19 protein-coding genes and 1 tRNA gene are annotated in these 22,509 nt (G+C 71.9%); 10 read left to right on the top strand and 10 right to left on the bottom strand.

Translation table 11 applies throughout. The features are described 5' to 3' along the window. Positions 1–54: 54 nt before the first annotated feature. A complete protein-coding gene (locus QFZ76_RS11640) occupies positions 55–3,930 on the bottom strand; it encodes a Pls/PosA family non-ribosomal peptide synthetase (RefSeq protein ID WP_307673637.1) in 3,876 nt (1,291 codons plus the stop codon). A gap of 279 nt (positions 3,931–4,209) precedes the next feature. Next, positions 4,210–4,294, bottom strand: a tRNA-Leu gene (locus QFZ76_RS11635). A 213-nt stretch (positions 4,295–4,507) separates the two neighbouring features. On the opposite strand from QFZ76_RS11635, the gene QFZ76_RS11630 reads away from it, so the two are divergent. The 3 genes from QFZ76_RS11630 to QFZ76_RS11620 all read left to right on the top strand — a co-directional run bounded on the left by QFZ76_RS11630 (position 4,508) and on the right by QFZ76_RS11620 (position 7,228). Continuing rightward, on the top strand, positions 4,508–5,833 hold the full coding sequence (locus QFZ76_RS11630) for a M20/M25/M40 family metallo-hydrolase (RefSeq protein WP_307673636.1): 1,326 nt from the start codon (positions 4,508–4,510) through the stop codon (positions 5,831–5,833). A gap of 157 nt (positions 5,834–5,990) precedes the next feature. Continuing rightward, the gene (chpH, locus tag QFZ76_RS11625; RefSeq protein WP_307673635.1) at positions 5,991–6,224 is read left to right on the top strand and encodes a chaplin ChpH; all 234 of its coding nucleotides are present in this window, start codon (positions 5,991–5,993) and stop codon (positions 6,222–6,224) included. 227 nt (positions 6,225–6,451) lie between these two features. Further along, entirely contained in the window at positions 6,452–7,228 is a 777-nt protein-coding gene (locus tag QFZ76_RS11620; RefSeq protein WP_307673634.1) for a chaplin family protein, read from the top strand. Positions 7,229–7,329: 101 nt separating this feature from the next. On the opposite strand, the gene QFZ76_RS11615 is transcribed toward QFZ76_RS11620, so the two are convergent. Continuing rightward, positions 7,330–7,518, bottom strand: a complete 189-nt coding sequence (locus QFZ76_RS11615; protein ID WP_005485166.1) for a DUF5703 family protein — start codon at positions 7,516–7,518, stop codon at positions 7,330–7,332. A gap of 47 nt (positions 7,519–7,565) precedes the next feature. On the opposite strand from QFZ76_RS11615, the gene QFZ76_RS11610 reads away from it, so the two are divergent. After that, complete coding sequence (locus QFZ76_RS11610; protein ID WP_307673633.1) at positions 7,566–8,312, top strand: hypothetical protein; 747 nt, start codon at positions 7,566–7,568, stop codon at positions 8,310–8,312. A gap of 100 nt (positions 8,313–8,412) precedes the next feature. Here the strand turns inward: QFZ76_RS11610 and QFZ76_RS11605 are convergent, their stop codons facing one another. Together QFZ76_RS11605 and QFZ76_RS11600 are read right to left on the bottom strand one after the other, a co-directional pair. After that, entirely contained in the window at positions 8,413–10,617 is a 2,205-nt protein-coding gene (locus tag QFZ76_RS11605; RefSeq protein ID WP_307673632.1) for a helix-hairpin-helix domain-containing protein, read from the bottom strand. Beyond that, positions 10,614–11,597 (bottom strand): aldo/keto reductase, encoded by a 984-nt coding sequence (locus tag QFZ76_RS11600; protein WP_266442481.1) that lies wholly within the window; start codon positions 11,595–11,597, stop codon positions 10,614–10,616. Before QFZ76_RS11600 ends, QFZ76_RS11605 begins: the two co-directional genes overlap by 4 nt. A 188-nt stretch (positions 11,598–11,785) precedes the next feature. Here QFZ76_RS11600 and QFZ76_RS11595 point away from each other — a divergent pair, with 188 nt between their 5' ends. Then, positions 11,786–12,841 (top strand): LLM class F420-dependent oxidoreductase, encoded by a 1,056-nt coding sequence (locus QFZ76_RS11595; protein WP_307673631.1) that lies wholly within the window; start codon positions 11,786–11,788, stop codon positions 12,839–12,841. Positions 12,842–13,083: 242 nt separating this feature from the next. After that, a complete protein-coding gene (locus QFZ76_RS11590) occupies positions 13,084–13,872 on the top strand; it encodes a ferritin-like domain-containing protein (RefSeq protein WP_307673630.1) in 789 nt (262 codons plus the stop codon). Between the two features lie 10 nt (positions 13,873–13,882). Here QFZ76_RS11590 and QFZ76_RS11585 read toward each other — a convergent pair whose 3' ends face one another. Then, positions 13,883–14,878, bottom strand: coding sequence for a magnesium and cobalt transport protein CorA (locus QFZ76_RS11585; protein ID WP_307673629.1), 996 nt, complete (start codon positions 14,876–14,878; stop codon positions 13,883–13,885). A 62-nt stretch (positions 14,879–14,940) separates the two neighbouring features. Between QFZ76_RS11585 and QFZ76_RS11580 the strand changes: the two genes are divergently transcribed. The 4 genes from QFZ76_RS11580 to mshC all read left to right on the top strand — a co-directional run bounded on the left by QFZ76_RS11580 (position 14,941) and on the right by mshC (position 18,393). Next, positions 14,941–15,627 carry a histidine phosphatase family protein gene (locus QFZ76_RS11580; RefSeq protein ID WP_307673628.1) on the top strand — a complete coding sequence of 229 codons (687 nt, stop codon included), beginning with the start codon at positions 14,941–14,943 and terminating at the stop codon, positions 15,625–15,627. A 57-nt stretch (positions 15,628–15,684) separates the two neighbouring features. Continuing rightward, positions 15,685–16,275: a DUF3090 domain-containing protein gene (locus QFZ76_RS11575; RefSeq protein ID WP_266442492.1), complete on the top strand. Its 591-nt coding sequence runs from the start codon at positions 15,685–15,687 to the stop codon at positions 16,273–16,275. Next, positions 16,239–17,069: an SCO1664 family protein gene (locus QFZ76_RS11570; RefSeq protein WP_307673627.1), complete on the top strand. Its 831-nt coding sequence runs from the start codon at positions 16,239–16,241 to the stop codon at positions 17,067–17,069. Before QFZ76_RS11575 ends, QFZ76_RS11570 begins: the two co-directional genes overlap by 37 nt. Positions 17,070–17,163: 94 nt before the next feature. Beyond that, complete coding sequence (mshC, locus tag QFZ76_RS11565) at positions 17,164–18,393, top strand: cysteine--1-D-myo-inosityl 2-amino-2-deoxy-alpha-D-glucopyranoside ligase (RefSeq protein ID WP_307673626.1); 1,230 nt, start codon at positions 17,164–17,166, stop codon at positions 18,391–18,393. Positions 18,394–18,513: 120 nt separating this feature from the next. Here the strand turns inward: mshC and QFZ76_RS11560 are convergent, their stop codons facing one another. From QFZ76_RS11560 to QFZ76_RS11545, 4 genes are all read right to left on the bottom strand, one after another. Continuing rightward, positions 18,514–19,107 carry a hypothetical protein gene (locus QFZ76_RS11560; RefSeq protein WP_307673625.1) on the bottom strand — a complete coding sequence of 198 codons (594 nt, stop codon included), beginning with the start codon at positions 19,105–19,107 and terminating at the stop codon, positions 18,514–18,516. Between the two features lie 36 nt (positions 19,108–19,143). Then, a complete protein-coding gene (locus QFZ76_RS11555; RefSeq protein WP_307673624.1) occupies positions 19,144–20,874 on the bottom strand; it encodes a S8 family peptidase in 1,731 nt (576 codons plus the stop codon). A 287-nt stretch (positions 20,875–21,161) separates the two neighbouring features. Beyond that, positions 21,162–21,455, bottom strand: coding sequence for a hypothetical protein (locus tag QFZ76_RS51710; protein WP_373464285.1), 294 nt, complete (start codon positions 21,453–21,455; stop codon positions 21,162–21,164). Positions 21,456–21,467: 12 nt separating this feature from the next. Then, positions 21,468–22,460, bottom strand: a complete 993-nt coding sequence (locus QFZ76_RS11545) for a PAC2 family protein (RefSeq protein ID WP_307673623.1) — start codon at positions 22,458–22,460, stop codon at positions 21,468–21,470. Between the last annotated feature and the right edge of the window lie 49 nt (positions 22,461–22,509).

Raw genomic sequence — 22,509 nt, 5'->3', positions numbered from 1 at the left:
GTCGTGCCGGTGCACCGTCCTTCGGCCCCGACCCGAACGAGCCGCGCAGCGTCCTCAGGAACGCCATGACTCGATCGGATTGCCCAGCCAGCGGGTGTCGTCGGGAACGGACTCCGCCGCCATCACCAGCGACGCCGGACCCAGAGTGGTACGGGCACCGACCGTGCTGCCGGGCAGGACGATTCCGCCAGGACCCAGCGTCGCGCCCTCACGGAGGACCACAGTATCCGTCCGCAAGATCCGGTCGTGGAAGAGGTGCGTCTGGAGCACACAGCCCCGGTTCACCGTCGCCGCGTCCCCCAGCGTCACCAGGTCGGTCTCGGGCAGCCAGTAGCTCTCCACCCACACACCCCGCCCGATCTTCGCGCCCAGCCCGCGAAGCCACGCCGTCATCACCGGCGTACCCGGCACCGAACCGGCCAGCCACGGCACCGCCACCACCTCGACGAAGGTGTCCGCCAGCTCGTTGCGCCACACGAACCCGCTCCACAGCGGATGCTCCCCGCTGCGGTGCCGCCCCACGAGCGCCCACTTCGCCACGACGGACACGACACCCGCCGCGACCCCGGACCCGAGCAGCACCAGCCCCGACACCAGGGGCGCCCAGGCACCGAGCGAACCCAGCGCGCACAGCGCCGCCACCGTCAGCGCGGCGATCCCCGCCGAGCAGAACACCGGCACAATCCGGCACAGCTCCACAAGACCGCGCGCCCACAGCAGCCGCGCCGGCGGGTCGTACGTCCGGCTCTGGTCACCGCCGGCTGTCGCGCGCGGCAGCTTCACCGGCGGCAGCCCCAGATAGGAGCTGCCCTTCTTCGCCTTCTTCGGCGTCGCCGACAGCACACCCACCAGCCCGCCGTCCGGCACCGACCGCCCCGGCCCGGTCATCCCCGAGTTCCCGAGGAAGGCCCGCCGCCCGATCTCGGCCCGCCCGATCCGCATCCAGCCACCGCCGAGCTCGTACGGCGCGGTCAGCGTGTCGTCGGCCAGGAACGCGCCCTCGCCGACCGTCGTCAGGCTCGGCAGCGCGAGCACGGTCGACACCTCGGCGCCCCGCCCGATCCGCATCCCGAGCAGCCGCAGCCACACCGGCGTGACCAGCCCGGCGTACAGCGGGAACAGCGTCTCCCGCGAGCGGTCCATCAGCTGCGTGACCGTCCAGGCCTGCCAGCCGATCCGGCTGTGCGTGGGGTGCGTACCCTCCCGCAGGCCCAGGCTGAGCAGTCGTACGGCGATCAGGAGCAGCAGCGCGTACGCCAGCCCGAAGGCCAGCGTCGCCGGGACGAGGGCGAGCGCGGCGCCCTTGAGCGCCTCGCCGAGCCCTGCGCCGGATGCCACGAACACGCGCGCCACCAGCAGCGCCGCCACGCCCGCCAGCACCGGCAGCAGCGTCAGCGCGAAGCCCGCCATGCCGTACATGACACGCCAGTACGTGCCCCGCACCGGCCGTTCCTTCGGCCAGTTCCGCTTGGCCTTGCCGAGCTTGACCGCGGGCGCGCCCGCCCAGCGCTGCCCGGTGGGGATCTGACCGGTGACGGCCGAACCGGGTGCCACCTCGGCCCGCTTGCCGACCCGGGCACCCGGGAAGAGCATGCTGCGCGTGCCGACGACGGCGTGCCCGCCGACCCTGACCGGGCCGATCTCCAGCCGGTCGCCGTCCAGCCACCAGCCGGACAGGTCCACCTCGGACTCCACGGCCGCGCCCCGGCCCAGCCTGAGCATGCCGGTGACCGGTGGCAGCGAGTGCAGGTCCACGTCGGGACCGACCTTGGCACCCAGTGCCCGCGCGTACCGCTCCAGCCACGACCCGGTCAGCGAGGTCGCCCCGCTGAACTCGGCCAGCCGCTCGGCGGTCCACAGCCGCAGATGCACGCTGCCACCGCGCGCGTACCGGCCCGGCTGCACACCGCGCAGCAGCAGCCGCGCCCCGCCCGCGGCGATCGCGAGCCGCCCCGGCGGGCTGAAGAACAACAGCGCCCCGGCTCCGACGGCCCACCAAGGGGCGGTCGGCAGCCAGGAGTAGGCGGGCAGCAGGTTCCCGAGCGCGGCCAGCGCCACACTCCAGCGCAGTCCGAGCAGCGTGAACAGGGGGAGCAACACCAGGAGTTGGACCGCCTGGGCGCGTACCGGAACCGGAGCGACGGTCCGCTCGGCACCGTCGTCCTGCGAGGACTCCTCCAGATGCCGCGCGAGCTTGCGCAGCACGGGCTGCTGGTAGATGTCGAGGACCGCGGAGCTCGGGTAGCGGGTCCGCAGCCGCGTGGTCAGCTGGGCGGCGGCGAGGCTGCTGCCGCCGATGGCGAAGAAGTCGTCCCGCGCACTCGACACAGGGATGCCGAGAACCCCGCTCCACTGCTCGGCGAGCCAGGCCTCGGTCCCGTACAGCTGCTCGGCCGGACCACCGGTCGTCAGCCCCTCCAGCGGCCAGGGGAGGGCATTGCGGTCCACCTTGCCGCTCGTCCGGGTCGGCAGGTCGTCGACCGGCGCGAGCAGCGGGACGAGCGCGGCCGGCAGTTCGGCCCGCAGCTTCTCCACGGCCGTCGCGTGGTCCCAGCCGTCCTGGGTGACGACATAGCCGACGAGGAGCTGGTTGCCGCTGCGGGCGGTGCGTACCGCGGCCGCGGCCCCCGCCACGCCGGGCAAGGCCTGGAGCGCCGCGTCCACCTCACCTAGCTCGATGCGCCGTCCGCCGAGCTTGATCTGCTCGTCGGCCCGCCCGAGGAAGACCAGCCCCTGAGGCTCCGCCTTGACGAGGTCCCCGCTGCGGTACGCCCGCGCCCACCCCAGGGACTCCAGCGGAGCGTACTTCTCCGCGTCCTTCTCGGCGTCGAGATACCGCGCGAGGCCGACCCCGCCGATCACCAGCTGGCCGGTGCCGCCCATCGGCACAGGCTCCCCGGCCTCGTCCACGACGGCCAGCTCCCAGCCGTCCAACGGCAGCCCGATCCGGATCGGCTCCTCGCCGCTCATCAGCGACGCGCAGGCCACGACAGTCGCCTCGGTCGGGCCGTAGGTGTTCCAAACCTCGCGCCCCTCCGTGACCAGCCGCTGCACCAGCTCGGGCGGGCAGGCCTCACCGCCGAAGATCAGCAGCCGTACGTCGTTCAGGTGCTCGGGCTCCCACAGCGAGGCCAGCGTCGGCACGGTCGACACCACGCTGATCTCCTGATCGGCCAGCCAGGGCCCGAGATCGGCACCGCTCCTGACCTGCGAGCGCGGCACCGGCACCAGGCACGCCCCGTACCGCCACGCCAGCCACATCTCCTCGCAGGACGCGTCGAACGCGACCGACAGACCCGCCATGACCCGGTCCCCGGGCCCGATCGGATCCTCCGTGAGGAACAGCGCCGCCTCGGCGTCCACGAACGCGGCGGCACTGCGATGGCTGACGGCGACGCCCTTGGGCTTCCCGGTGGACCCGGAGGTGAAGATGATCCAGGCGTCGTGCTCCGTGCCGGGCCGGGCCGCGGGCAGGTCGCTGCGCGAGAACACGGTGAGCTCGTGCGCGGCTCCGACGACGGCCCGCACCTCCGCCTCCCCGAACACCAACTCGGCCCGCTCGTCCGGGTCCTCGGCGTCCACCGGCACATAGGCGGCCCCGGCGGCCAGTACGGCGAGAATCGCGACGTACAGCTCATTGGTGCCGGACGGCACCCGGACCCCGACCCGGTCCCCGAGCCCGACCCCGGCGCCGGCCAGCGCGCGCCGCAGGTCCTCCACCGCGGCGGCCAGCTGCCGGTAGGTCAGGCGTGTGGTGCCGTCGTCCAGGGCGAGTTCGTCGGGATACGACCGGACCGACGCGTCGAGGATGTCGACGAGCGTGCGCGGCGAGGCCGCCGGCCCCCCGGAGAAGCGTGCCGTGTCGCCGAACCGTTCTCGGAGCTCTTCGTCGAGCAGGCCGCGAGCACTGCTCTCGTGTATCGCTGCCATCGGGCCCTCGCGTCTCGATCCCGGAAGCCTCCGGGGCGCTGGCGGGGCCCGCAGGTCTGCCTGGGGTTGTCCGGGTCCAGCTCCGTTCCGTAACAAGCCGGAAATTTTAGTACGACGCTAGGCTCGGGCCCCTTGTCCGGCCACTCGGGACGGCCTTTCGAGGGCCTGCACACGCCCTGCGCAGGGGCGTTGACCTGGTGATCTTCGGGCCGAGGAGAGATGGCCCACACAACGAGCGAGGGCCGCGATCCAGTGATCGCGACCCTCGCTCATCTCAAGTGTCCGAGGGGGGACTTGAACCCCCACGCCCGATAAAGGGCACTAGCACCTCAAGCTAGCGCGTCTGCCATTCCGCCACCCGGACAAGGTGTCTGTCGTGCGGGGTTTCCCTCGCGGCGACGGAGAAAACATTACCAGGCTTTCGAGTGCCCCCTGGTCACCCCCCGTCGCACCACCGGAGCGCCCCCCCGGCCGGGCGTGAACGACGTGTGACGGGGCGGGACCGGCCTTGGGGGTGAGCGGCAGGAGAGGGAGGATGAGGGGGACCACCAGCAGCGACGGCCCGGGAGGAAGCAGCGTGAGCGAGACGGACACGGCCAGGAGCGTCACCGGCGAGGACGAGGTCGTGGACCTCTGCCGCGAGCTGATCCAGATCGACACCAGCAACTACGGCGACCACTCGGGCCCCGGGGAGCGCAAGGCGGCCGAGTACGTCGCCGAGAAGCTCGCCGAGGTGGGGCTCGAACCGCGGATCTTCGAGTCGCATCCGGGCCGCGCGTCCACCGTGGCCCGCATCGAGGGCGCGGACCCGACCCGGCCCGCGCTGCTCATCCACGGCCACACCGACGTCGTACCGGCCAACGCGAGCGACTGGACCCACCACCCCTTCTCCGGCGAGGTCGCGGACGGGTGCGTGTGGGGCCGTGGCGCCGTCGACATGAAGGACATGGACGCGATGACCCTCGCGGTCGTCCGGGACCGGCTGCGCAGCGGGCGCAAGCCGCCCCGGGACATCGTCCTGGCGTTCCTCGCGGACGAGGAGGCGGGTGGCACGTACGGCGCCAAGCACCTCGTCAAGAACCACCCCGATCTCTTCGAGGGCGTCACCGAGGCGATCAGTGAGGTGGGCGGGTTCTCGTTCACCGTGAGTGAGGAGCGGCGGCTCTATCTGATCCAGACGGCCGAGAAGGGCATGCACTGGATGAAGCTGACCGTCGCCGGCACGGCGGGCCACGGGTCGATGATCCACCGGGACAACGCCATCACCGAGCTGTCGGAGGCCGTCGCGCGGCTCGGCCGGCACACCTTCCCGGTACGGGTCACCAAGACCACCCGGGCCTTCCTCGACGAACTCGGCGATGCGCTGGGCCTCGAGCTCGACCCGGAGGACATGGAGTCGACCCTCGTCCGGCTCGGGGGCATCGCCAAGCTGATCGGCGCCACCCTGCGGAACACGGCCAACCCCACCCAGCTGGGCGCCGGTTACAAGGTCAACGTCATCCCGGGCGAGGCCACCGCGCACGTGGACGGGCGGTTCCTGCCGGGGCACGAGGAGGAGTTCCTCGCCGACCTCGACCGGATCCTCGGGCCGAACGTGCGGCGCGAGGACGTGCACGCCGACAAGGCCGTCGAGACCACCTTCGACGGGGCGCTGGTGGCGGCCATGCAGTCCGCGCTGGTCGCCGAGGACCCGGCCGCCAAGGCGATCCCCTACATGCTCTCCGGCGGGACCGACGCCAAGTCCTTCGACGACCTCGGCATCCGGGGCTTCGGCTTCGCCCCGCTCAAGCTGCCGCCGGAGCTGGACTTCGCCGGGATGTTCCACGGTGTCGACGAGCGGGTGCCGGTGGACGGGCTGCAGTTCGGCGTGCGGGTGCTCGACCGGTTCATCGATGCGTCCTGAATTGCCTCAGTGAAACGACACTTCAGTATTCGCTCGAACGTACGGAACCTACTGGGAAGAGTGAATGCGACGATAAGCTGGTAGCTCCATTACTCCCTCCTCGTTACTGGTGATGCGATCAGCTACTTGCGATCGCATTGCCAACAAGGAGAAAATAATGATCAAGAAGATCGTCGCTGCTGCCGCTGCCACTGGTGGTCTCGTTCTCGCGGGCGCGGGCATGGCCGTCGCCGACTCGGGCGCCCAGGGTGCGGCCATGCACTCCCCGGGTGTCCTTTCCGGCAACGTCGTCCAGGCTCCGGTCCACATCCCGGTGAACGCCTGCGGCAACACGGTCTCCGTGATCGGGCTGCTGAACCCCGCCTTCGGCAACACCTGCATCAACAACTGACGTTGTGCCTCGCCCCGTGAGGGCCTGAGCCGGTCGGCCCCCGAGCGCGCGCCATGCGCTCCGGGGCCGACCGGCCTTTCGGAACGATTCTTTTCGAACGGCGAGAACCCGAACGTCGGAACTCGAATGCCGGAACCCGGACTTCGAGAACTTGAGCACCGGGAACCCGGCCGTCGGGAATGCGAAATTCGGGAATTCGGGACAAGTTCGAAGGCAGGGATTCAGCAATGCGACAGGTCACCCGCAAAGGCCTGATGACCGTGGCTGCCGCCACCGGCGTGATCGCCGCCACCGGCGGTGCGGCGCACGCGGACTCGGGCGCGAGCGGATCGAGCGCGAACTCGCCCGGCGTGCTGTCGGGCAACTCGGTGCAGGCTCCGGTGAACGCGCCGGTCAACGTCTGCGGCAACACGGTCAACGTCATCGGGCTCCTCAACCCGGCGATGGGCAACAAGTGCGTCAACACCGGCGTCAAGAGCGGTGGTGGCAGCGGTTCGTCCGGTGGGTTCGGCGACTCCGGCTCCGGGAGCTCGGAGGCGGGCGGGCACACCGGCGGCTCGTCGGGCGTCGGCTCCGGCAACCACGTCGAGGCGCCGATCGACGCACCGGTGAACGTCTGCGGCAACAGCGTCGACGTCATCGGGATCGGCAACTCCACCACGGGCAACGACTGTGCGAACGAGGGCGGTTCCGGCGGGACCGAGCCTGAGGAGGGCGGTCAGGAGACGCCGCCCGGCAGCCCCGAGCAGCCGGGCAACCCCGGCAACCCGGTGGAGCCGGGCCGCCCCGGCGCCCCGAACACGCCGACGCCCGGCCCGGGCGTCGAGACGCCGGTCGGCTCGCACCCCAACCAGCCGGGTGCCCAGTCGGTCACCCAGCCGCGAGCGGCCGCACAGCTCGCGCACACCGGCAGTGACCTGCCGATGGGTCTCGCGCTCCCCGTGGGCGCGGGGGCGTTGCTGGCGGGAGCGATGCTCTACCGCAAGGCGCGCGCCTCGGCATAAACCGGGGCAAGCAAGTCACGTCACCGCGAATCTCCCCCGCGGTGCGCGCTACGGAGCGGGCTCTGCCTCGGTGGGGCCCGCTCCGTTTTTGTCGCCTCAGATCACCACGTGGCGCGGACCTGGCGGATGATCCGTCGGCGCAGCCGCACCCTGCGGCTGCCGTCGCGCAGCAGGCTCAGGCGGTCCAACTCCCAGTGTCCGTACTCGGCATGGTCCGTCAGCAGGCGTGTCGCGTCCTTGCGGGAAACCCCGCGCGGTACGTACACGTCGACAAATTCGTATTCCGGCATCGCATCTATTGTGCGGTCTGGGGCCCGGTACGGATAGCGTCTGCACTATGTCTGATGCTGCGCAGCCCACCGCTGCCGAGGTACGCGCCGCCGCCGAGGCGGTCAAGACCGCGCTCGACCGCCACCTGGCCGCGGTCGAACGCCGGTCCGGGGAGGACGACCCGGCCGTATACGAGGCGTTCAACGAGCTGGCCGCGGCCGCGGAGGCGTACGACGAGCTCCTTTACGACCGCTATGACGAGGTCACGCCCTTCGAGATCCCCGGCGCGGAAGACTCACTGCCCCCGTACGTCGGCCCTGAGGAGCCGAACGCCCTCAGCGTGCTGATCCGCCGCGACTACGCCGTGGTGGAGCCCCAGCGGCTGCTGGCGCAGGCCCAGCGGGTCGAGGCGGCGGACTACGACGAGAGCGGGGAGGCCTCGAGCACGGTGCACGGGGCGCTCGGCATCCTGTTCGGCGAGTTCGAGGCGGACGAGATCGCCTCCCGGCACAAGGAGTTCGGCCTGGAGGAGGGCGACTCCACGCTCTGGGTGACGGCGGCGGACGAGACGGCGGAGCCCGGGGAGTGGCTGGAGGCACCGTTCGAGCAGATCGATCCGCAGCGGGTGGTGTGCCGCTTCGACGTCAGCGCGGTCTTCGACGAGGACGTGGACGACATCGACGACGAGGATGACGCTGACGACGCTGACGTGCCAGAGATCGACGACGCGGCCGGGGAACTCGCGGACGACCTCGACGCGGACGTGGACGACGCGGAGGACGAGGACCTGGAGCGGCTGGACGCGGATCGGTGAGCTGACCCGCACCGCGCACCGGCTGTGACCGCGGCGGCGGTCCCGGAGGCCATGCAGGCTCTCCGGGACCGCCGCCGTCCTCATGTGGGGAGCCGCCCGGTCAGCCGGCCGTCGGGATCTGCGGAGCGAGCAGCGCGGGCAGGCGGGTCGTGCGCGGCTTCGCCGGGATCTCGGCCACGGCACGGGCCAGTGCCTGGTCCACGCCGTGGACCACGGACAGATGGCGGTCCGCCCGCCCGAACGCCGTGTACACCCAGGGCCGGCTGAGCGCCTGCACGGCGTCGCCGGGCAGCACCACGACCACCGCGGGCCACCGCGAACCCACCGCCTGGTGCGCGGTCAGTGCCCACCCGTGCCGCACGGACTGCTCCACCCGCTCCTGCGGTACGACGACGGCCTCGCCGGCGCACGACAGGTGCAGCCCGTCGGCGTCGGCCTTGACCACACGGCCCGGCAGCGTACGGCCCGGCGCGGGGGAGTAGGCGATCCGGTCGCCGGGGTCGAAGCCGCCGAACCGGCCGGGGCCGGGGTTGAGCCGCTCCTTGAGGACCACGTTCAGCGCCCGGGTGCCGACCGCGCCGCCGTGACCCGGCATGATCACCTGCGTCTCCTCGGCGGGCACCCCGATCGCCCGGGGCACCGAGTCCGCGACGAGCTGCACGGTCCGGTGCACGGCCTCGCCCGCGTCCCGCACCGGGACGATCACGACCTCCTTGCCGGGGGTCTCGACCTGGTTGAGCTCGCCGATGCCGATGCCGGACACCAGCTCGCCCAGCGGACCCGGGTCCGGGCGCCGGGAGGCGATCTGCGGGCAGATCCGCGCGGCCAGCAGATCCGCGAACACCCGCCCGGGACCCACGGACCACAGCACCGCCGGGTCCCCGGCCAGCACCAGCCGGGCGCCGTCCGCCAGCGACTCGGTGAGGAGTGCCGCCGTCTCGACGTCCAGCTGCGGCGCGTCGAGCACCACGAGCAGGTCGAGGTCCAGCGCCCCGTCGGCGTCCCGGCCGGGCCCTTCGGCACCGGACAGCAGCCCGGCGACGGTGGCGACAGCGGGCTCATCGGCTTCCGGTACGTCGGCACGGGCGACCTGCGCCGCGAAGCGGTCGCGGCCGACCGGGCCGTGCGCGGCGGCCCAGGCACGCAGCCCTAGCCCACGGGCCGCGCCCAGCAGCAGGGCCGGCTCGGCCAGGGAGGCCTCGCCACCCGTGTGCAGGACCAGACCGTGGCCCGCGACCGCCCGGATCAGCTCGGCGGCGGAGCCCTCGGCCGAGGCGGCGGCCCGCTCCCAGTCCGCGGCCGAACCATCCTCCTTCGGCACCGAGTTGACCAGCCGGGCCAGGCCGTCGGCGAGGCTCTCCTCCGCGAGGGCGTACCGCTCCAGACCGACGAGGACACGCACCGGGCGCTCCTCGACCTCCTCGTCCCCCTCCGCCTCCGCCTCCCCCTCAGCCTCCGGCTCCCGCTGGGCCGGCGCCCCGGGCTCGTCCAGGGCATCCTGGAAGACCAGGGCGTCGCCCTCGGCGATCGTGTCCTGCACGGCCGCATCCGGATCCGGCACGGCCCGTTGGGCCAGCGCGGCGGTGAGCGCCGGCATCTCCAGGGCGGTGTGCCCGGCGAGGGCGGCCTGCTCCAGCAGCCAGACGGTGACCGCACGGCCGCGCCGCTCGTCGTCCGGAGCGCACTCCGCGCCGAGCAGTGCCCGCGCGAACCCGTCGGCCTGTTCGGGCCGCACGCCCGCGACCCGCAGCAACTGCCAGGGGTCCGCCCGCAACTGCTCGTCGGCACCCTCGCCGAGGGCCGCGGCGACCTGCGGCGCGAGCGCGTCAGGTGCACCGCCCTCGGCCAGCACCCGAGTGACGGACTCGACGTTCTCCGGCGCGGGGGCCGCGGACGCGACCACCGGGCCGGCCGACACCGGCTGCTGCCTCGGCTGCGGCGCGGCGCGGCGCGGTGCGGGTTCGGGCTCGCTGAAGACGGCGGCCGCGGGTTTCTCGCCGCTCTCCACCGCCCGTACGGCCGCCAGGAGGTCCGCGGCCTTCCCGCTGAGCTTGGTCCCGGCGGGAATGGGCTGCCCCTGCTTCTCGGCCTTCCGCCTCTCGATCCGCTCCCGCTCCAGCCGCTGGGCGGCCAGCTCGGCCTCGGCCTCGGACAGCTTCTTCGCCTCTTCGGCGTCGCCCTCGCCGGTCGCGGCCTCGGGGACAGCTGCCTCGGGGGCGGTGCCCTCCGCCGCGGCGCCCGGCGTCCTGGGCTCGGCGACCTCTGTGGCCTCTGCGTCCTCAGCGGGCTCCGGCTCCGTGCTCACAGCGTGCTCCAGTCGTGATCGGGATAGCGGTGCACGGGCGCCGACACATCGTCGAGCGCCCGGCAGATCTCGTCAGGAAGACTAAGGGCCTCCACTGACAATGCCGCCGTGAGCTGCTGCGCGTTGCGCGCGCCGACGATCGGCGCGGCCACGCCCGGCCGGTCGCGCACCCATGCCAGGGCCACCTGTATCGGGGTCACCGCGAGCCCGTCCGCCGCCGTCGTCACGGCGTCCACGATGCGGCTCGCCGTGTCGTCGAGGTACGGCGCGACGAACGGCGCCAGATGCTCCGAGGCGCCCCGCGAGTCGGCCGGTGTGGAGTGCCGGTACTTGCCGGTGAGTACGCCCCGGCCGAGCGGCGACGAGGGCAGCATGCCGATGCCCAGGTCCAGGGCGGCCGGCAGCACCTCGCGCTCGACGCCGCGCTGGAGCAGCGAGTACTCCAGCTGCGTGCTCGCCAGCCGGGTCCGCGTGCCCGGCGCGGAGATCTGCCAGGTCGCGGCCTTGGCGAGCTGCCAGCCACAGAAGTTGGAGACCCCGGCATACCGGGCCCGTCCGCTGCTGACCGCCAGGTCGAGCGCCTGGAGGGTCTCCTCCAGCGGGGTGTCCGGGTCGAAGGCGTGGATGTGCCACACGTCGACGTAGTCCGTGCCGAGCCGGGCCAGCGAGGCGTCCAGCGCGGAGAGCAGATGCCCGCGCGAGCCGTCGAACCGGCGGTCGGGATCCGGCACGCTGCCGGCCTTCGTCGAGATGACCAGGTCCCGGCGCGGCACGAGGCCTTCTATGAGACGTCCGAGCAGGTACTCCGCCTCCCCGTCGCCGTACACGTCCGCCGTGTCGACGAGGCTCCCACCCGCTTCCCAGAACGTCTTCAAGAGGTCCGCGGCGTCGTGCTCGTCGGTGTCCCGGCCCCACGTGAGAGTGCCGAGCCCGATCCGGGACACACGCAGGCCGGTGCGGCCGAGATGCCTCTGCTCCATGAACGCCGAGATTACTGGCCAGAACCTGTCGCGTGGGGGCCTGTGGATAACCAGTTTCCGCCGAGGACACGGGCGTTGATCCGGGCGCCCCTGAGGGCTCGGCCGGGACGCACCCCCACGCACCCGCACCCGCCCGCACGCTAAGGTCTCCCGACAAGGGACGTTACTGATCGGTAAGGGGATTCGGCATGCAGCTCGGGATCAACCTCGGCTACTGGGGTGCCGGCATGGACGCGGACAATCTGGCCGTCGCCCAGGAGGCCGACCGGCTCGGATACGCCGTCTGCTGGGCCGCCGAGGCCTACGGCTCGGACGCGGCCACCGTACTCAGCTGGGTCGCCGCGAAGACCGAGCGCATCGACGTGGGCTCGGCCATCTTCCAGATCCCGGCCCGCCAGCCGGCGATGACCGCGATGACCGCCGCCACCCTCGACTCGCTCTCCGGCGGTCGCTTCCGCCTCGGCCTCGGCGTCTCGGGCCCGCAGGTCTCGGAGGGCTGGTACGGCGTCAAGTTCGACAAGCCGCTGTCCCGCACCCGCGAGTACGTCGAGATCGTACGGAAGGCGATGACCCGCGAGCGGCTGTCGTTCGAGGGCGAGCACTGGACGCTGCCCCTGCCCGGCGGCCCCGGCAAGCCCCTCAAGCTCACCGTGCACCCGGAGCGCGAGCACATCCCGCTGTACATCGCCGCCATCGGCCCGAAGAACCTCGAACAGACCGGCGAGATCGCGGACGGCGCGCTGCTGATCTTCCCCTCGGCCGACCACCTCGAGGACACGGCGATCAAGTACCTGCGCGCGGGACGCGAGAAGGCCGGCAAGACCCTCGACGGCTTCGACGTCTGCCCGACCGTGCCCCTCGCCGTGGGCGAGGACAAGGACGTGACCACCCTCGCCGACACCTTCCGCCCGTACACCGCGCTGTACGTCGGCGGCATGGGCAGCAGCAAGCAGAACTTCTACAACCAGCTCGCCCGGCGCATGGGCTACGAGCAGGAGGCCGCCGAGATCCAGGACAAGTACCTGTCCGGCGACAAGCAGGGCGCGGCCGCCGCGATTCCGCACGACTTGATCGACCGGACGACACTGCTGGGCTCGGTCGACCGCATCGCGGACCGGATGCAGGCGTACGCCGCGGTCGGAGTCACCACCCTCACCCTCGCCCCGGCGGGCTTCACCCTCGACGAGCGGATCGCGTCCCTGCGCGCGGGCACCGAGGCCCTGGAGCGAGCCGGCCTCGCGTAGGTAGGAGCAGCCGGTTCGACCACCGGAGGTTTCCGCGGCCGTGGTGGGGGCTCGGGGGTCTTCCCCGCCACGGCCGTCACGCGGAACAACGCGCCCGGACCCTCCCGGTTACGCCCCAGGAGCGACCCCGGAGGTCCTCCTTTTGGCGGAGTTGTCCGACACAGCTGTTGCAGCACCCCTCTCGCCGCATTTGACTCGTTCTTTGCGGAACCTGCGGAGAGCCCTGCGGAGAGGTGCTGACGATGCTTTCGGCCAAGAGTCTGTTCCAGGAGATCCTCGACAACGACGAGTCCTACCGGCTGTTCTGCTCCATCGCGGCGAGCGGGGAGTCGCAGGGCGGCTGGGAGAACACCCGTATCGCGGCGCTCGTCCCCGCGAGCGAGCGCGAACTGGCCCCCAAGATCACCCGGCACGGAGCGGACGAGGACAAGCACGGGCGGATCTTCAACGCCCTGATGAAGAAACGCGGTCTCGAAGCCGTCCCCGTCCCGCCCGAGACCGACTACACGATGCTTCTCGAGAAGCACGGCATCGGACTCGCCCACGAGAAGCTGAAGAGCGACGAGCCGCTGACCGTGCAGGACATCGTCACCTACCTCGCCCACAGCAGGGTCACCGAGCAGCGCGCCTCGGAGCAGATGGACCTGCTGCGCAAGCACTTCGCCGACCATCCCGACCTCGGCCGCGCGGTCAGGATGATCTCCCACGACGAGGACGACCACCTCGCCTACTGCCACGAGGAGCTCCTGCGCTTCGCGGCCGCCGGGCACGGCCGCGCGATCCAGCGGACACTGCGGGAGAGCGCGCTCGCGGAGATCCGCATCTACCGGGACGTCAGCCTCGCCGTCATGTCCCACATGGGCCGCATCCTCGGCTGGCCGAGGACGAAGTCGGCGGTGCTCGCGGCGGGCATCCACGCGGTGTACGCGTACGAACGCGTGGCGGGCTGGCGCCGGATGGTGTCCCTGACGATGCCGGAACGCCGAAACGCCCTGGGCGGCCCCGCGACCTCGGCCCCCGAGTTCGCCTGAACCGGGCCCGCTACATCCACCCCCGGCTCTTGAACAGCCGGTACAGCAGCACCTCCAGGGCGGCCATCAGCCCGATCACCGCCGGATACGCCCACACCCAGCGCAGCTCCGGCATGTGCTCGAAGTTCATGCCGTAGATCCCCGCGATCATCGTGGGAATCGCGGCCATGGCCGCCCATGCGGAGATCTTCCGCATGTCGTCGTTCTGCCGGACGCTCATCTGCGCCAGATGCGCGGACAGGACGTCCGAGACCAGCCGGTCCAGGCCCTCCACGGACTCGTTCACGCGCGTGAGGTGGTCGCTGACGTCACGGAAGAAGGGCTGCGCCTTGTCGTTCACGAAGGGCACCGTCCCGCCGAACTGCCCCACGCCCGCGAGGCGGGTCAGCGGCAGCGCGAGCGGGCCGCTCGCCCGGCGGAACTCGAGGATCTGGCGCTTGAACGTGTAGATCCGGGACGCGGTGTGGCGCGAGCCGCCGCCGTCGGGCGAGAACACCTCCGTCTCCAGCTCCTCCAGGTCGGTCTGCAATTCGGTCGCCACGTCCAGGTAGTGGTCGACGACGGCGTCGGCGACCGCGTACATCACGGCGGTGGGGCCCTTGCCGAGCAGCTCGGGCTCCTGCTCCATGCGATGCCGTACGGCGCCCAGCGGGGAGCCCTCGCCGTGCCGGACGGTCACCACGAACGAGTCGCCGAGGAAGAGCATGACCTCGCCGGTGGACACGGCATCGCTGTCCGGCTCGTACACGACCGGCTTGAGGACCAGGAACAGCGAGTCGTCGTAGACCTCCAGCTTGGGCCGCTGGTGAGCCTTCAGGGCGTCCTCGACCGCCAGCGGGTGCAGGCCGAACTCCTGGGTGACGTGCTCGAACTCCTTCTCGGACGGCTCGTGCAGACCGATCCAGACGAAGCCGTGCGCCGACCGGGCCTCGGCCAGGGCGTCGGACAGATCCTCGGGGCCCTCCGTGCGGCGTCCGTCCCGGTAAATGGCACAGTCGACGATCACGCGGCGCATTCTCCTTCGGCCCCCGGGCCCTCGCACTCGGGCGTACGCCTACGCTGGGCCGCATGCCCACGTTGATCCTCGTCCGGCACGGACGTTCCACCGCCAACACCGAGGGACTGCTCGCCGGCTGGACGCCCGGTGTCGCCCTCGACGAGCGTGGCGCCGCGCAGGCCGCCGCGCTGCCCGGGCGGCTCGCCGAGCTGCCGATCTCCGAGGTCGTCAGCAGCCCGCTGCAGCGCTGCCAGGAGACGATCCGGCCGCTGCTCGACGCCCGCCCCGGCCTCGCCGCGCACACCGACGAGCGGATCGGGGAGTGCCACTACGGCGACTGGTCCGGCCGCAAGCTCGCCGAACTCGCGGACGAGCCGCTGATGGAGGTCGTGCAGGCGCACCCGTCGGCGGCCGCCTTCCCCGGTGGGGAGTCGATGCGGTCGATGCAGACCCGCGCCGCCGAAGCGGTGCGCGAGTGGAACGCGCGCGTGGAGCGCGACCACGGCGGGGACGCCGTGTACCTCATGTGCTCCCACGGCGACATCATCAAGTCGTTGGTGGCGGACGCACTCGGACTTCATCTCGACCTCTTCCAGCGGATTTCCGTTGAACCGTGTTCCATCACCGCGATCCGTTACACCCGCCTGAGGCCGTTTCTCGTCCGCCTCGGCGACACCGGCGATTTCCGGTCCCTGGCGCCGCGCGAGGAGCCTCCGGCCGACGAGGCCACCGTCGGGGGTGGTGCGGGCGCACCGTGATCGTCGGGCGCAGTAGGGTGAAGCGGTTCACACCCACGATTTCAATGGAGACAGGACGTGTCCCGTCAGGTGTTCCTCTACGACCCCCCGGAGCGCTTCGTGGCCGGTACGGTCGGACTGCCCGGACGCCGTACGTTCTTCCTCCAGGCCACGGCCGGCCCCCGGGTGACCAGCGTGGCCCTGGAGAAGACCCAGGTGGCCGCGCTCGCCGAGCGCATGGACGAACTGCTGGACGAGGTCGTACGCCGTAGTGGCGGCAGCGCCGCCGTCCCGGCGGTGGTACCCACCGAAGTCGCCGACACCCGCCCCCTCGACACCCCCGTCGAGGAGGAGTTCCGGGTCGGCACCATGGCCCTCGCCTGGGACGGCGAGGAACAGCGCATGATCGTCGAGGCGCAGGCCCTCGTGGAGCTCGACGCCGACTCCGAGGAGGACCTCGCCGAGGCCGAGGAGCGTCTCCTCCAGGACGAGGAGAACGGCCCCCCGATGCTGCGGGTCCGGCTCACCGGCGCGCAGGCGAGAGCGTTCGCCAAGCGGGCCCTGGACGTCGTCAACGCCGGGCGGCCGCCGTGTCCGCTGTGCAGCCTCCCGCTCGACCCGGAAGGACACGTATGTCCGCGCCAGAACGGATACCGCCGCGGAGCGTGACGACCGGGGCGACACCTGCCGAACTCCTCGCCGAGGGCGAGCTCACCGTGCGCGGCCGCATCCGTGAGGCGTCCAACGCGGCGCTCTACTGCACGGTCACGCGCGACGGGCAGGAGGCCGCCTGCATCTACAAGCCGGTCGCCGGCGAGCAGCCCCTGTGGGACTTCCCCGACGGGACCCTCGCCCAGCGTGAGGTCGCCGCGTACGAGGTCTCCGAGGCGACCGGCTGGGGGCTCGTACCGCACACCGTGCTGCGGGACGGGCCGTACGGCGAGGGCATGTGCCAGCTGTGGATCGAGGTGACACCCGGGGCCGAGCTGCTCGCGCTCGTGGACGCTCAGGAGCCGGAGCCCGGCTGGAAGGCGATCGGCTTCGCCGAGGTCGGGGAGGGACGGACCGCGCTGCTCGTGCACGCCGACGACGAGCGGTTGCGCCGGCTCGCCGTGCTGGACGCCGTGATCAACAACGCGGACCGCAAGGGCGGCCACCTCCTGCCCGCCGCCGGGGACCGGCTGTACGGCATCGACCACGGGGTCACCTTCAACGCCGAGAACAAGTTGCGGACGCTGCTGTGGGGCTGGGCCGGGGAGCCGCTGACCGGTGAGGCGGTCGACGTCCTCAAAGGTCTCAAGGAGGCGCTGGGGCAGGGCGGGACCCTCGCCACCACGCTGGCTCCCCTGATCACAGCCGTGGAACTCGACGCCACGCGCGCGCGTGTGGACGCGCTGCTGGCGTCGGGGAAGCATCCGGAGCCGAGCGGGGAGTGGCCGGCCATTCCCTGGCCGCCGGTATAGCTGCACAATGGCCCGTAACGCGCAAGAACGCCTTACCGGCCATCCGGCCCGGTCCGGTTCGTATACGGAACATCCGTCCGGTTAGGCTCATGACATGCATGCCTGGCCCGCTTCCGAGGTCCCCGCCCTGCCTGGTCAGGGCCGCGACCTGAGGATCCACGACACCGCGACCGGCGGTTCGGTCCTCCTCGACCCCGGTCCCGTCGCCCGTATCTACGTCTGCGGCATCACGCCGTACGACGCGACCCACCTGGGTCACGCGGCGACCTACAACGCGTTCGACCTTGTCCAGCGCGTGTGGCTCGACACCAAGCGGCAGGTTCACTACGTCCAGAACGTCACCGACATCGACGATCCGCTGCTCGAGCGGGCGGAGCGCGACGGCATCGACTGGGCCGCCCTCGCCGAGAAGGAGACGGCCCTCTTCCGCGAGGACATGACCGCCCTGCGGATGCTGCCCCCGCGGCAGTACATCGGCGCGGTCGAGGCGATACCCGGCATCGTGCCGCTCGTCGAGCGGCTGCGGGACGCGGGTGCCGCCTACGAACTCGAGGGGGACACCTACTTCTCCGTCGGGTCCGACCCGAACTTCGGCAAGGTCTCGGGCCTCGACGCCGCCGCCATGCGGCTGTTGTCCGCCGAGCGCGGGGGCGACCCCGACCGGCCTGGCAAGAAGAACCCGCTCGACCCGATGCTGTGGATGGCCGCGCGCGAGGGCGAGCCCAGCTGGGACGGCGCCTCGCTCGGGCGCGGCCGGCCCGGCTGGCACATCGAGTGCGTCGCCATCGCCCTCGACCACCTCGGGATGGGCTTCGACGTCCAGGGCGGCGGCTCCGACCTCGCCTTCCCGCACCACGAGATGGGCGCCTCGCACGCCCAGGTGCTGACCGGCGAGTTCCCCATGGCCAAGGCGTACGTCCACGCCGGCATGGTCGCGCTGCACGGCGAGAAGATGTCCAAGTCCAAGGGGAACCTGGTCTTCGTCTCGCAGCTCAGGCGCGAGGGCGTCGACCCCGCCGGCATCCGGCTCGCGCTGCTCGCCCATCACTACCGGGCCGACTGGGAGTGGACCGACCAGGTCCTCCAGGACGCCCTCGACCGGCTCGGCCGCTGGCGTGCCGCCGTCTCCCGGCCCGACGGTCCGCCCGCCGAGGCGCTCGTCGAGGAGATCCGGGAGGCCCTCGCCGCCGACCTGAACGCGCCGGCCGCGCTGGCCGCCGTGGACCGGTGGGTGACGCTCCAGAGCGAGCGGGGCGGAACGGACGAAGGCGCGCCGGGTGTGGTGTCGCGTGCGGTGGACGCGCTGCTGGGCGTGGCGTTGTAGCGCCGCAGGACACGAGAGCAGGGCACAAGAGCACGAGAGCAGGGCACAAGAGAGGGGCGCTTCCTCCCCGTGGGGGAAGCGCCCCTCCCGTTCTTCCGGGTGGGTCTCTTCAGGAGCCGGTCAGATCCGCTGGATCCGCACGCTCCGCAGGACGTTCGGCGACTGGGTGTCCCAGACACCGATCACCTGGTGGCCGAAGGCGAAGGCCTCCTGGATCTGCTGGTGGATCTGCGGGGTCGGATTGTTGAAGACCCGGAACTGGCCGTCGATGCGCAGGAAGATCTGCTGGGGCTGGCCCTGCAGCGGGTGGACGACGTCGATGAAGCCGCCCGCCACACCGGAGGCGAGGGACTGCGCCTGGACCTGCTGGATCACCTGCTGGACCACGGTCTGCGCGAGCTGCTGCAACTGCTGTTGCATCTGCTGCTCGGCCTGCCGTGACTGCTGCTCCTGCTGCCCCTGGCCGAACTGGGTCTGACCGAGCTGAGTCTGGGCGAGCTGCTGCAGCAACTGCTGGAACGGCTGCTGCTGGCCGAGCTGCTGGAGCTGCTCGAGCGTGCCGCCGCCCATGCCGCCGCCCATGCCGCCGCCCATGCCGAACGGCTGGTTCTGCTGCTGGTACGGCGAGGTGCTCGGGAACTGCCCTTGCTGCTGACCCTGCTGACCCTGCTGACCCTGCTGTCCTTGCTGACTCATCTGCGGGTTGATGCTCATGCGAGTGCCACCTTCCATGGGTGGAATGAGGAACCGTCAGCCTGCGATGACGAGGCCGACGATCTCGTCGTCCGAGAACCAGACCCGGACGTCCGGCCGTCCCCCCGCGAAGGCGGTGTGCACCGCCTGGCGGATCTCGGGGGACGGGTGGTTGAGGCTGCGCCAGCCGCCGGCCACGAACAGCCGGAGCCTGGGCGGGAGTTCGCGCGGGTACGGCAGCAGTTCGTCCCAGTACCGTTCGGCCCGGCCCGAGCCGACCGCCTCGGGCAGCAGCCGGGTGACCGCCGCCCTGATGTCGGGCCGGTTGCCGATCCGCTGGGAGGCGGGCCGGTCCGGCGCGTCCTGCTGCGGGGAGCCGGTGGCCCGCAGCACGGAACGGGCGCGTTCGGGGGACATCGGCGGCTGGCCGGCCGCCCTCAGCATGCCCTGCAGCGCCGCCAGCGCGCCGACCACCACCGGGGAGGCGGAGGAGGTCCCGGAGAACGTGTCCGTGTACCAGGCGATCTCCTCGGGCCCGCCCTGCAGGTCGCCGGGCCGGTCCCAGGAGCCGCCGGTGGTCGTGACCTCGCGGCCCCAGCCCTGGGCGTCCACGCGGGCGCCGTAGTTGGAGAACGCCAGCCGGGAGCGGTCCGGGCCGTGGTCGCGGCCGTGCGTGCCGGGCGGCGGGGCGCCCGCGCCGACCAGGACGGCGCCGGAGGACTGGTTGGACGGGTTGAACGGGCCCCGCCACCACTGGGGGAACTCGTCCGGGCGGCGCTCGTACACCCCGTCGTCGAGGGACTCGCCGCCGTTGCCCGCGGCCGCCACCACGAGGACACCCTTGGCGGTCGCGTACCGGACGGCCGCGAAGTCGTCCGGCCACCACTCCAGCGCGATGTACCCGCGCTGGTCGTCGCGCTCCTCGAAGTCGAACCGCGGTCCGGGCCGCTGCAGCTCGACCAGCACGACGTCGCCGGGGGCGAGCCGGTCGGCCGCCGCGTGGATCGCGGCCGCGGTGCCGATGTCCTGGAAGGACGCCGCGGCGGTCAGCGCGTCCGGCGCGATGCCGGTGACGCCGTGCTCACCCCGGTCGCCGCCAATCACGCCGATCACGGCGGTGCCGTGGTTGCGCCAGGCGAGGTCGGTCAGCGGGGTGCCGACGACCACGCCGGCGAGCTTGGCGGCCAGGTCCTCGTGGCCCAGCTGCCAGGCGCCCTCGACGTCGATCACCGTCACGCCCTGGCCGGTGCCGCCGGGCCGCTGCCAGGCCCAGTAGGCTTCGATGCCCTCGGGCGCGGGCCGCAGATACCCCTGACGGCCGGTGAAGTCGGGGGTGACCGGCGCCCCTTCCTTCAGCCGCCGGGTGTCCTCCCCGATCTGCCCGAGGGAGGCGGGTACGGCGCGCGGTTTCACGTACGCCGTGTCGACGCCCGGCAGCGCGGCCATCCGGGCCCGCAGCTCCTGGGCGCGGTTCTGCCCGCCGCGCACCCGGTAGAAGAGCGCCAGGTCGGGCACGTCCTCCGGGCCCGCTGCGGCGGACTGCTGGAGCCGCTCCTCGCTGCCGAACAGCGGTTCCAAAGAGAGCTGTTCGTCGCTGAGGAACATGTTGAGGGCCGACACGTCGGCGCCCGCCGCCGAGCGGACGCCCTCGGCGCCGGCACGCAGCCGGGCCTCGGGACGTGCGACGACGACCAGTTCCTGCTCGGCTCCTCGATAACTGAATCCCGATCCGTCGGGCCCCGGGCCGGACGCTCCCGGGCCCTGCGGCGGCTGTCCCTGCTCGGTCATGGGGTGCTCCCTTCGTCCGTGCGGGTGCGCCTTCGGGCCCCAACCAAGCACTCCCACGGCGGCCCGTCCACCCCTGTGTTGGCCAACTCGGTTTGAAGTAAGTTGAATTGGGTACCGTGTGCAATCCGTCCTGAAACAGATGTCACGCCACAATCCGGCCATAGCCTGCGGAGGCGAGGGGCATGTGATGGGGTGGAAGCGTCTGTTGACCGCACGGTCGGCTACGGGCCGGCCCTCAGCTGCTGCCGCAGCTCCACCGGCTGGCCCGCGGCACCGTGGACACCCTGTCACTGACCGGCGACTGGCAGCAGGGCCCGGACTTCACCGCCAACGGCATCGAGCGCACCCCCGACGGCAGCGCCCTGCTCGTGGTCAGCGCCTTCGCGAACGGCGGCGGCCTGATGCGGGTCGACCCGCGCACCGGCGTCGCCCGCGCCGTCGACCTCGGCGCGGCGAAGCTGCACCGCGATCGCCCGCATCACCGACCCGCGCTTCGACGTGGAGCCGACACCGGACACCGAGTACGACGCGGTGGCGGTGAAGCAGGTCTGATCACAGAAGGGGCGGTGCGCGATGCGCACCGCCCTCACTGTTCAGTCCTCCGATGACGAGTCCTCGTCGTCCGCCCCCGACTTCGGGGGCTTCGGCGGCTTCGCACGACCGCCGGGGTTGTCCCTCAGATACGACGTGCTGTCGCTGCCGTCGGCCGTGGCATGCCCGCCCGGACCACCAGGACCGCCCGGTCCGCCGTCCCGGCGCCGCAGGTACCGCTCGAACTCGCGGGCGATCGCATCGCCCGACGCCTCCGGCAGCTCCGCGGTGTCCCGGGCCTCCTCCAGCGTCTGGACGTACTCGGCGACCTCGCTGTCCTCCGCGGCCAGCTGGTCCACGCCCACCTGCCAGGCGCGCGCGTCCTCGGGCAGCTCGCCCAGCGGGATGCGGACGTCGATCAGGTCCTCCAGACGGTTGAGGAGGGCCAGCGTCGCCTTCGGGTTCGGCGGCTGCGAGACGTAGTGCGGCACCGCGGCCCACAGGGACACGGCCGGTACGCCCGCGTGCGTGCAGGCCTCCTGGAGGATGCCGACGATGCCCGTGGGGCCCTCGTACTTGGTCTCCTCCAGGTCCATCCGCTGCGCCAGGTCGGCGTCGGACGTGACGCCGCTGACCGGAACCGGACGGGTGTGCGGGGTGTCGCCCAGCAGGGCGCCCAGGATCACGACCAGTTCCACGCCCAGCTCGTGGGCGAAGCCGAGGATCTCGTTGCAGAACGAGCGCCATCGCATCGACGGTTCTATACCTCGGACGAGTACGAGGTCGCGCGGCTTGTCGCCGCCGACCCGGACGACCGAGAGCCGGGTCGTGGGCCACGTGATCTTTCGCACGCCGCCGTCCAGCCACACCGTGGGACGGTTCACCTGGAAGTCGTAGTAGTCCTCGGCGTCCAGCGCCGCGAACACCTCGCCCTTCCACTCCCGGTCCAGGTGCGCGACCGCGGTGGAGGCGGCGTCGCCGGCATCGTTCCAGCCTTCGAACGCGGCCACCATGACTGGGTCGATCAGCTCGGGAACTCCCTCCAGCTCGATCACCCAGCGCCTCCTTCCGACGTGCCCTCGCTTGACCACCCAACCTTACGGC

The sequence above is a fragment of the Streptomyces sp. V4I2 genome, assembly GCF_030817655.1.
In the GTDB taxonomy this organism is placed as follows: Bacteria; Actinomycetota; Actinomycetes; order Streptomycetales; family Streptomycetaceae; genus Streptomyces; species Streptomyces plumbiresistens.
The sequence above is the reverse complement of the archived record's forward strand: the minus strand, read 5'-3'. Positions and strand labels throughout refer to the sequence as shown.

Bases quoted from the DNA above. Each gene is read 5' to 3' on its own strand.
- QFZ76_RS11600 (WP_266442481.1), bottom strand. From the start codon at position 11,597: ATGGAGCAGAGGCATCTCGGCCGCACCGGCCTGCGTGTGTCCCGGATC.
- QFZ76_RS11560 (WP_307673625.1), bottom strand. From the start codon at position 19,107: ATGAGCATCAACCCGCAGATGAGTCAGCAAGGACAGCAGGGTCAGCAG.
- QFZ76_RS11595 (WP_307673631.1), top strand. From the start codon at position 11,786: ATGCAGCTCGGGATCAACCTCGGCTACTGGGGTGCCGGCATGGACGCG.
- mshC (WP_307673626.1), top strand. From the start codon at position 17,164: ATGCATGCCTGGCCCGCTTCCGAGGTCCCCGCCCTGCCTGGTCAGGGC.
- QFZ76_RS11620 (WP_307673634.1), top strand. From the start codon at position 6,452: ATGCGACAGGTCACCCGCAAAGGCCTGATGACCGTGGCTGCCGCCACC.
- QFZ76_RS11580 (WP_307673628.1), top strand. From the start codon at position 14,941: ATGCCCACGTTGATCCTCGTCCGGCACGGACGTTCCACCGCCAACACC.
- chpH (WP_307673635.1), top strand. From the start codon at position 5,991: ATGATCAAGAAGATCGTCGCTGCTGCCGCTGCCACTGGTGGTCTCGTT.
- QFZ76_RS11610 (WP_307673633.1), top strand. From the start codon at position 7,566: ATGTCTGATGCTGCGCAGCCCACCGCTGCCGAGGTACGCGCCGCCGCC.
- QFZ76_RS11615 (WP_005485166.1), bottom strand. From the start codon at position 7,518: ATGCCGGAATACGAATTTGTCGACGTGTACGTACCGCGCGGGGTTTCC.
- QFZ76_RS11590 (WP_307673630.1), top strand. From the start codon at position 13,084: ATGCTTTCGGCCAAGAGTCTGTTCCAGGAGATCCTCGACAACGACGAG.
- QFZ76_RS11555 (WP_307673624.1), bottom strand. From the start codon at position 20,874: ATGACCGAGCAGGGACAGCCGCCGCAGGGCCCGGGAGCGTCCGGCCCG.
- QFZ76_RS11640 (WP_307673637.1), bottom strand. From the start codon at position 3,930: ATGGCAGCGATACACGAGAGCAGTGCTCGCGGCCTGCTCGACGAAGAG.
- QFZ76_RS11570 (WP_307673627.1), top strand. From the start codon at position 16,239: ATGTCCGCGCCAGAACGGATACCGCCGCGGAGCGTGACGACCGGGGCG.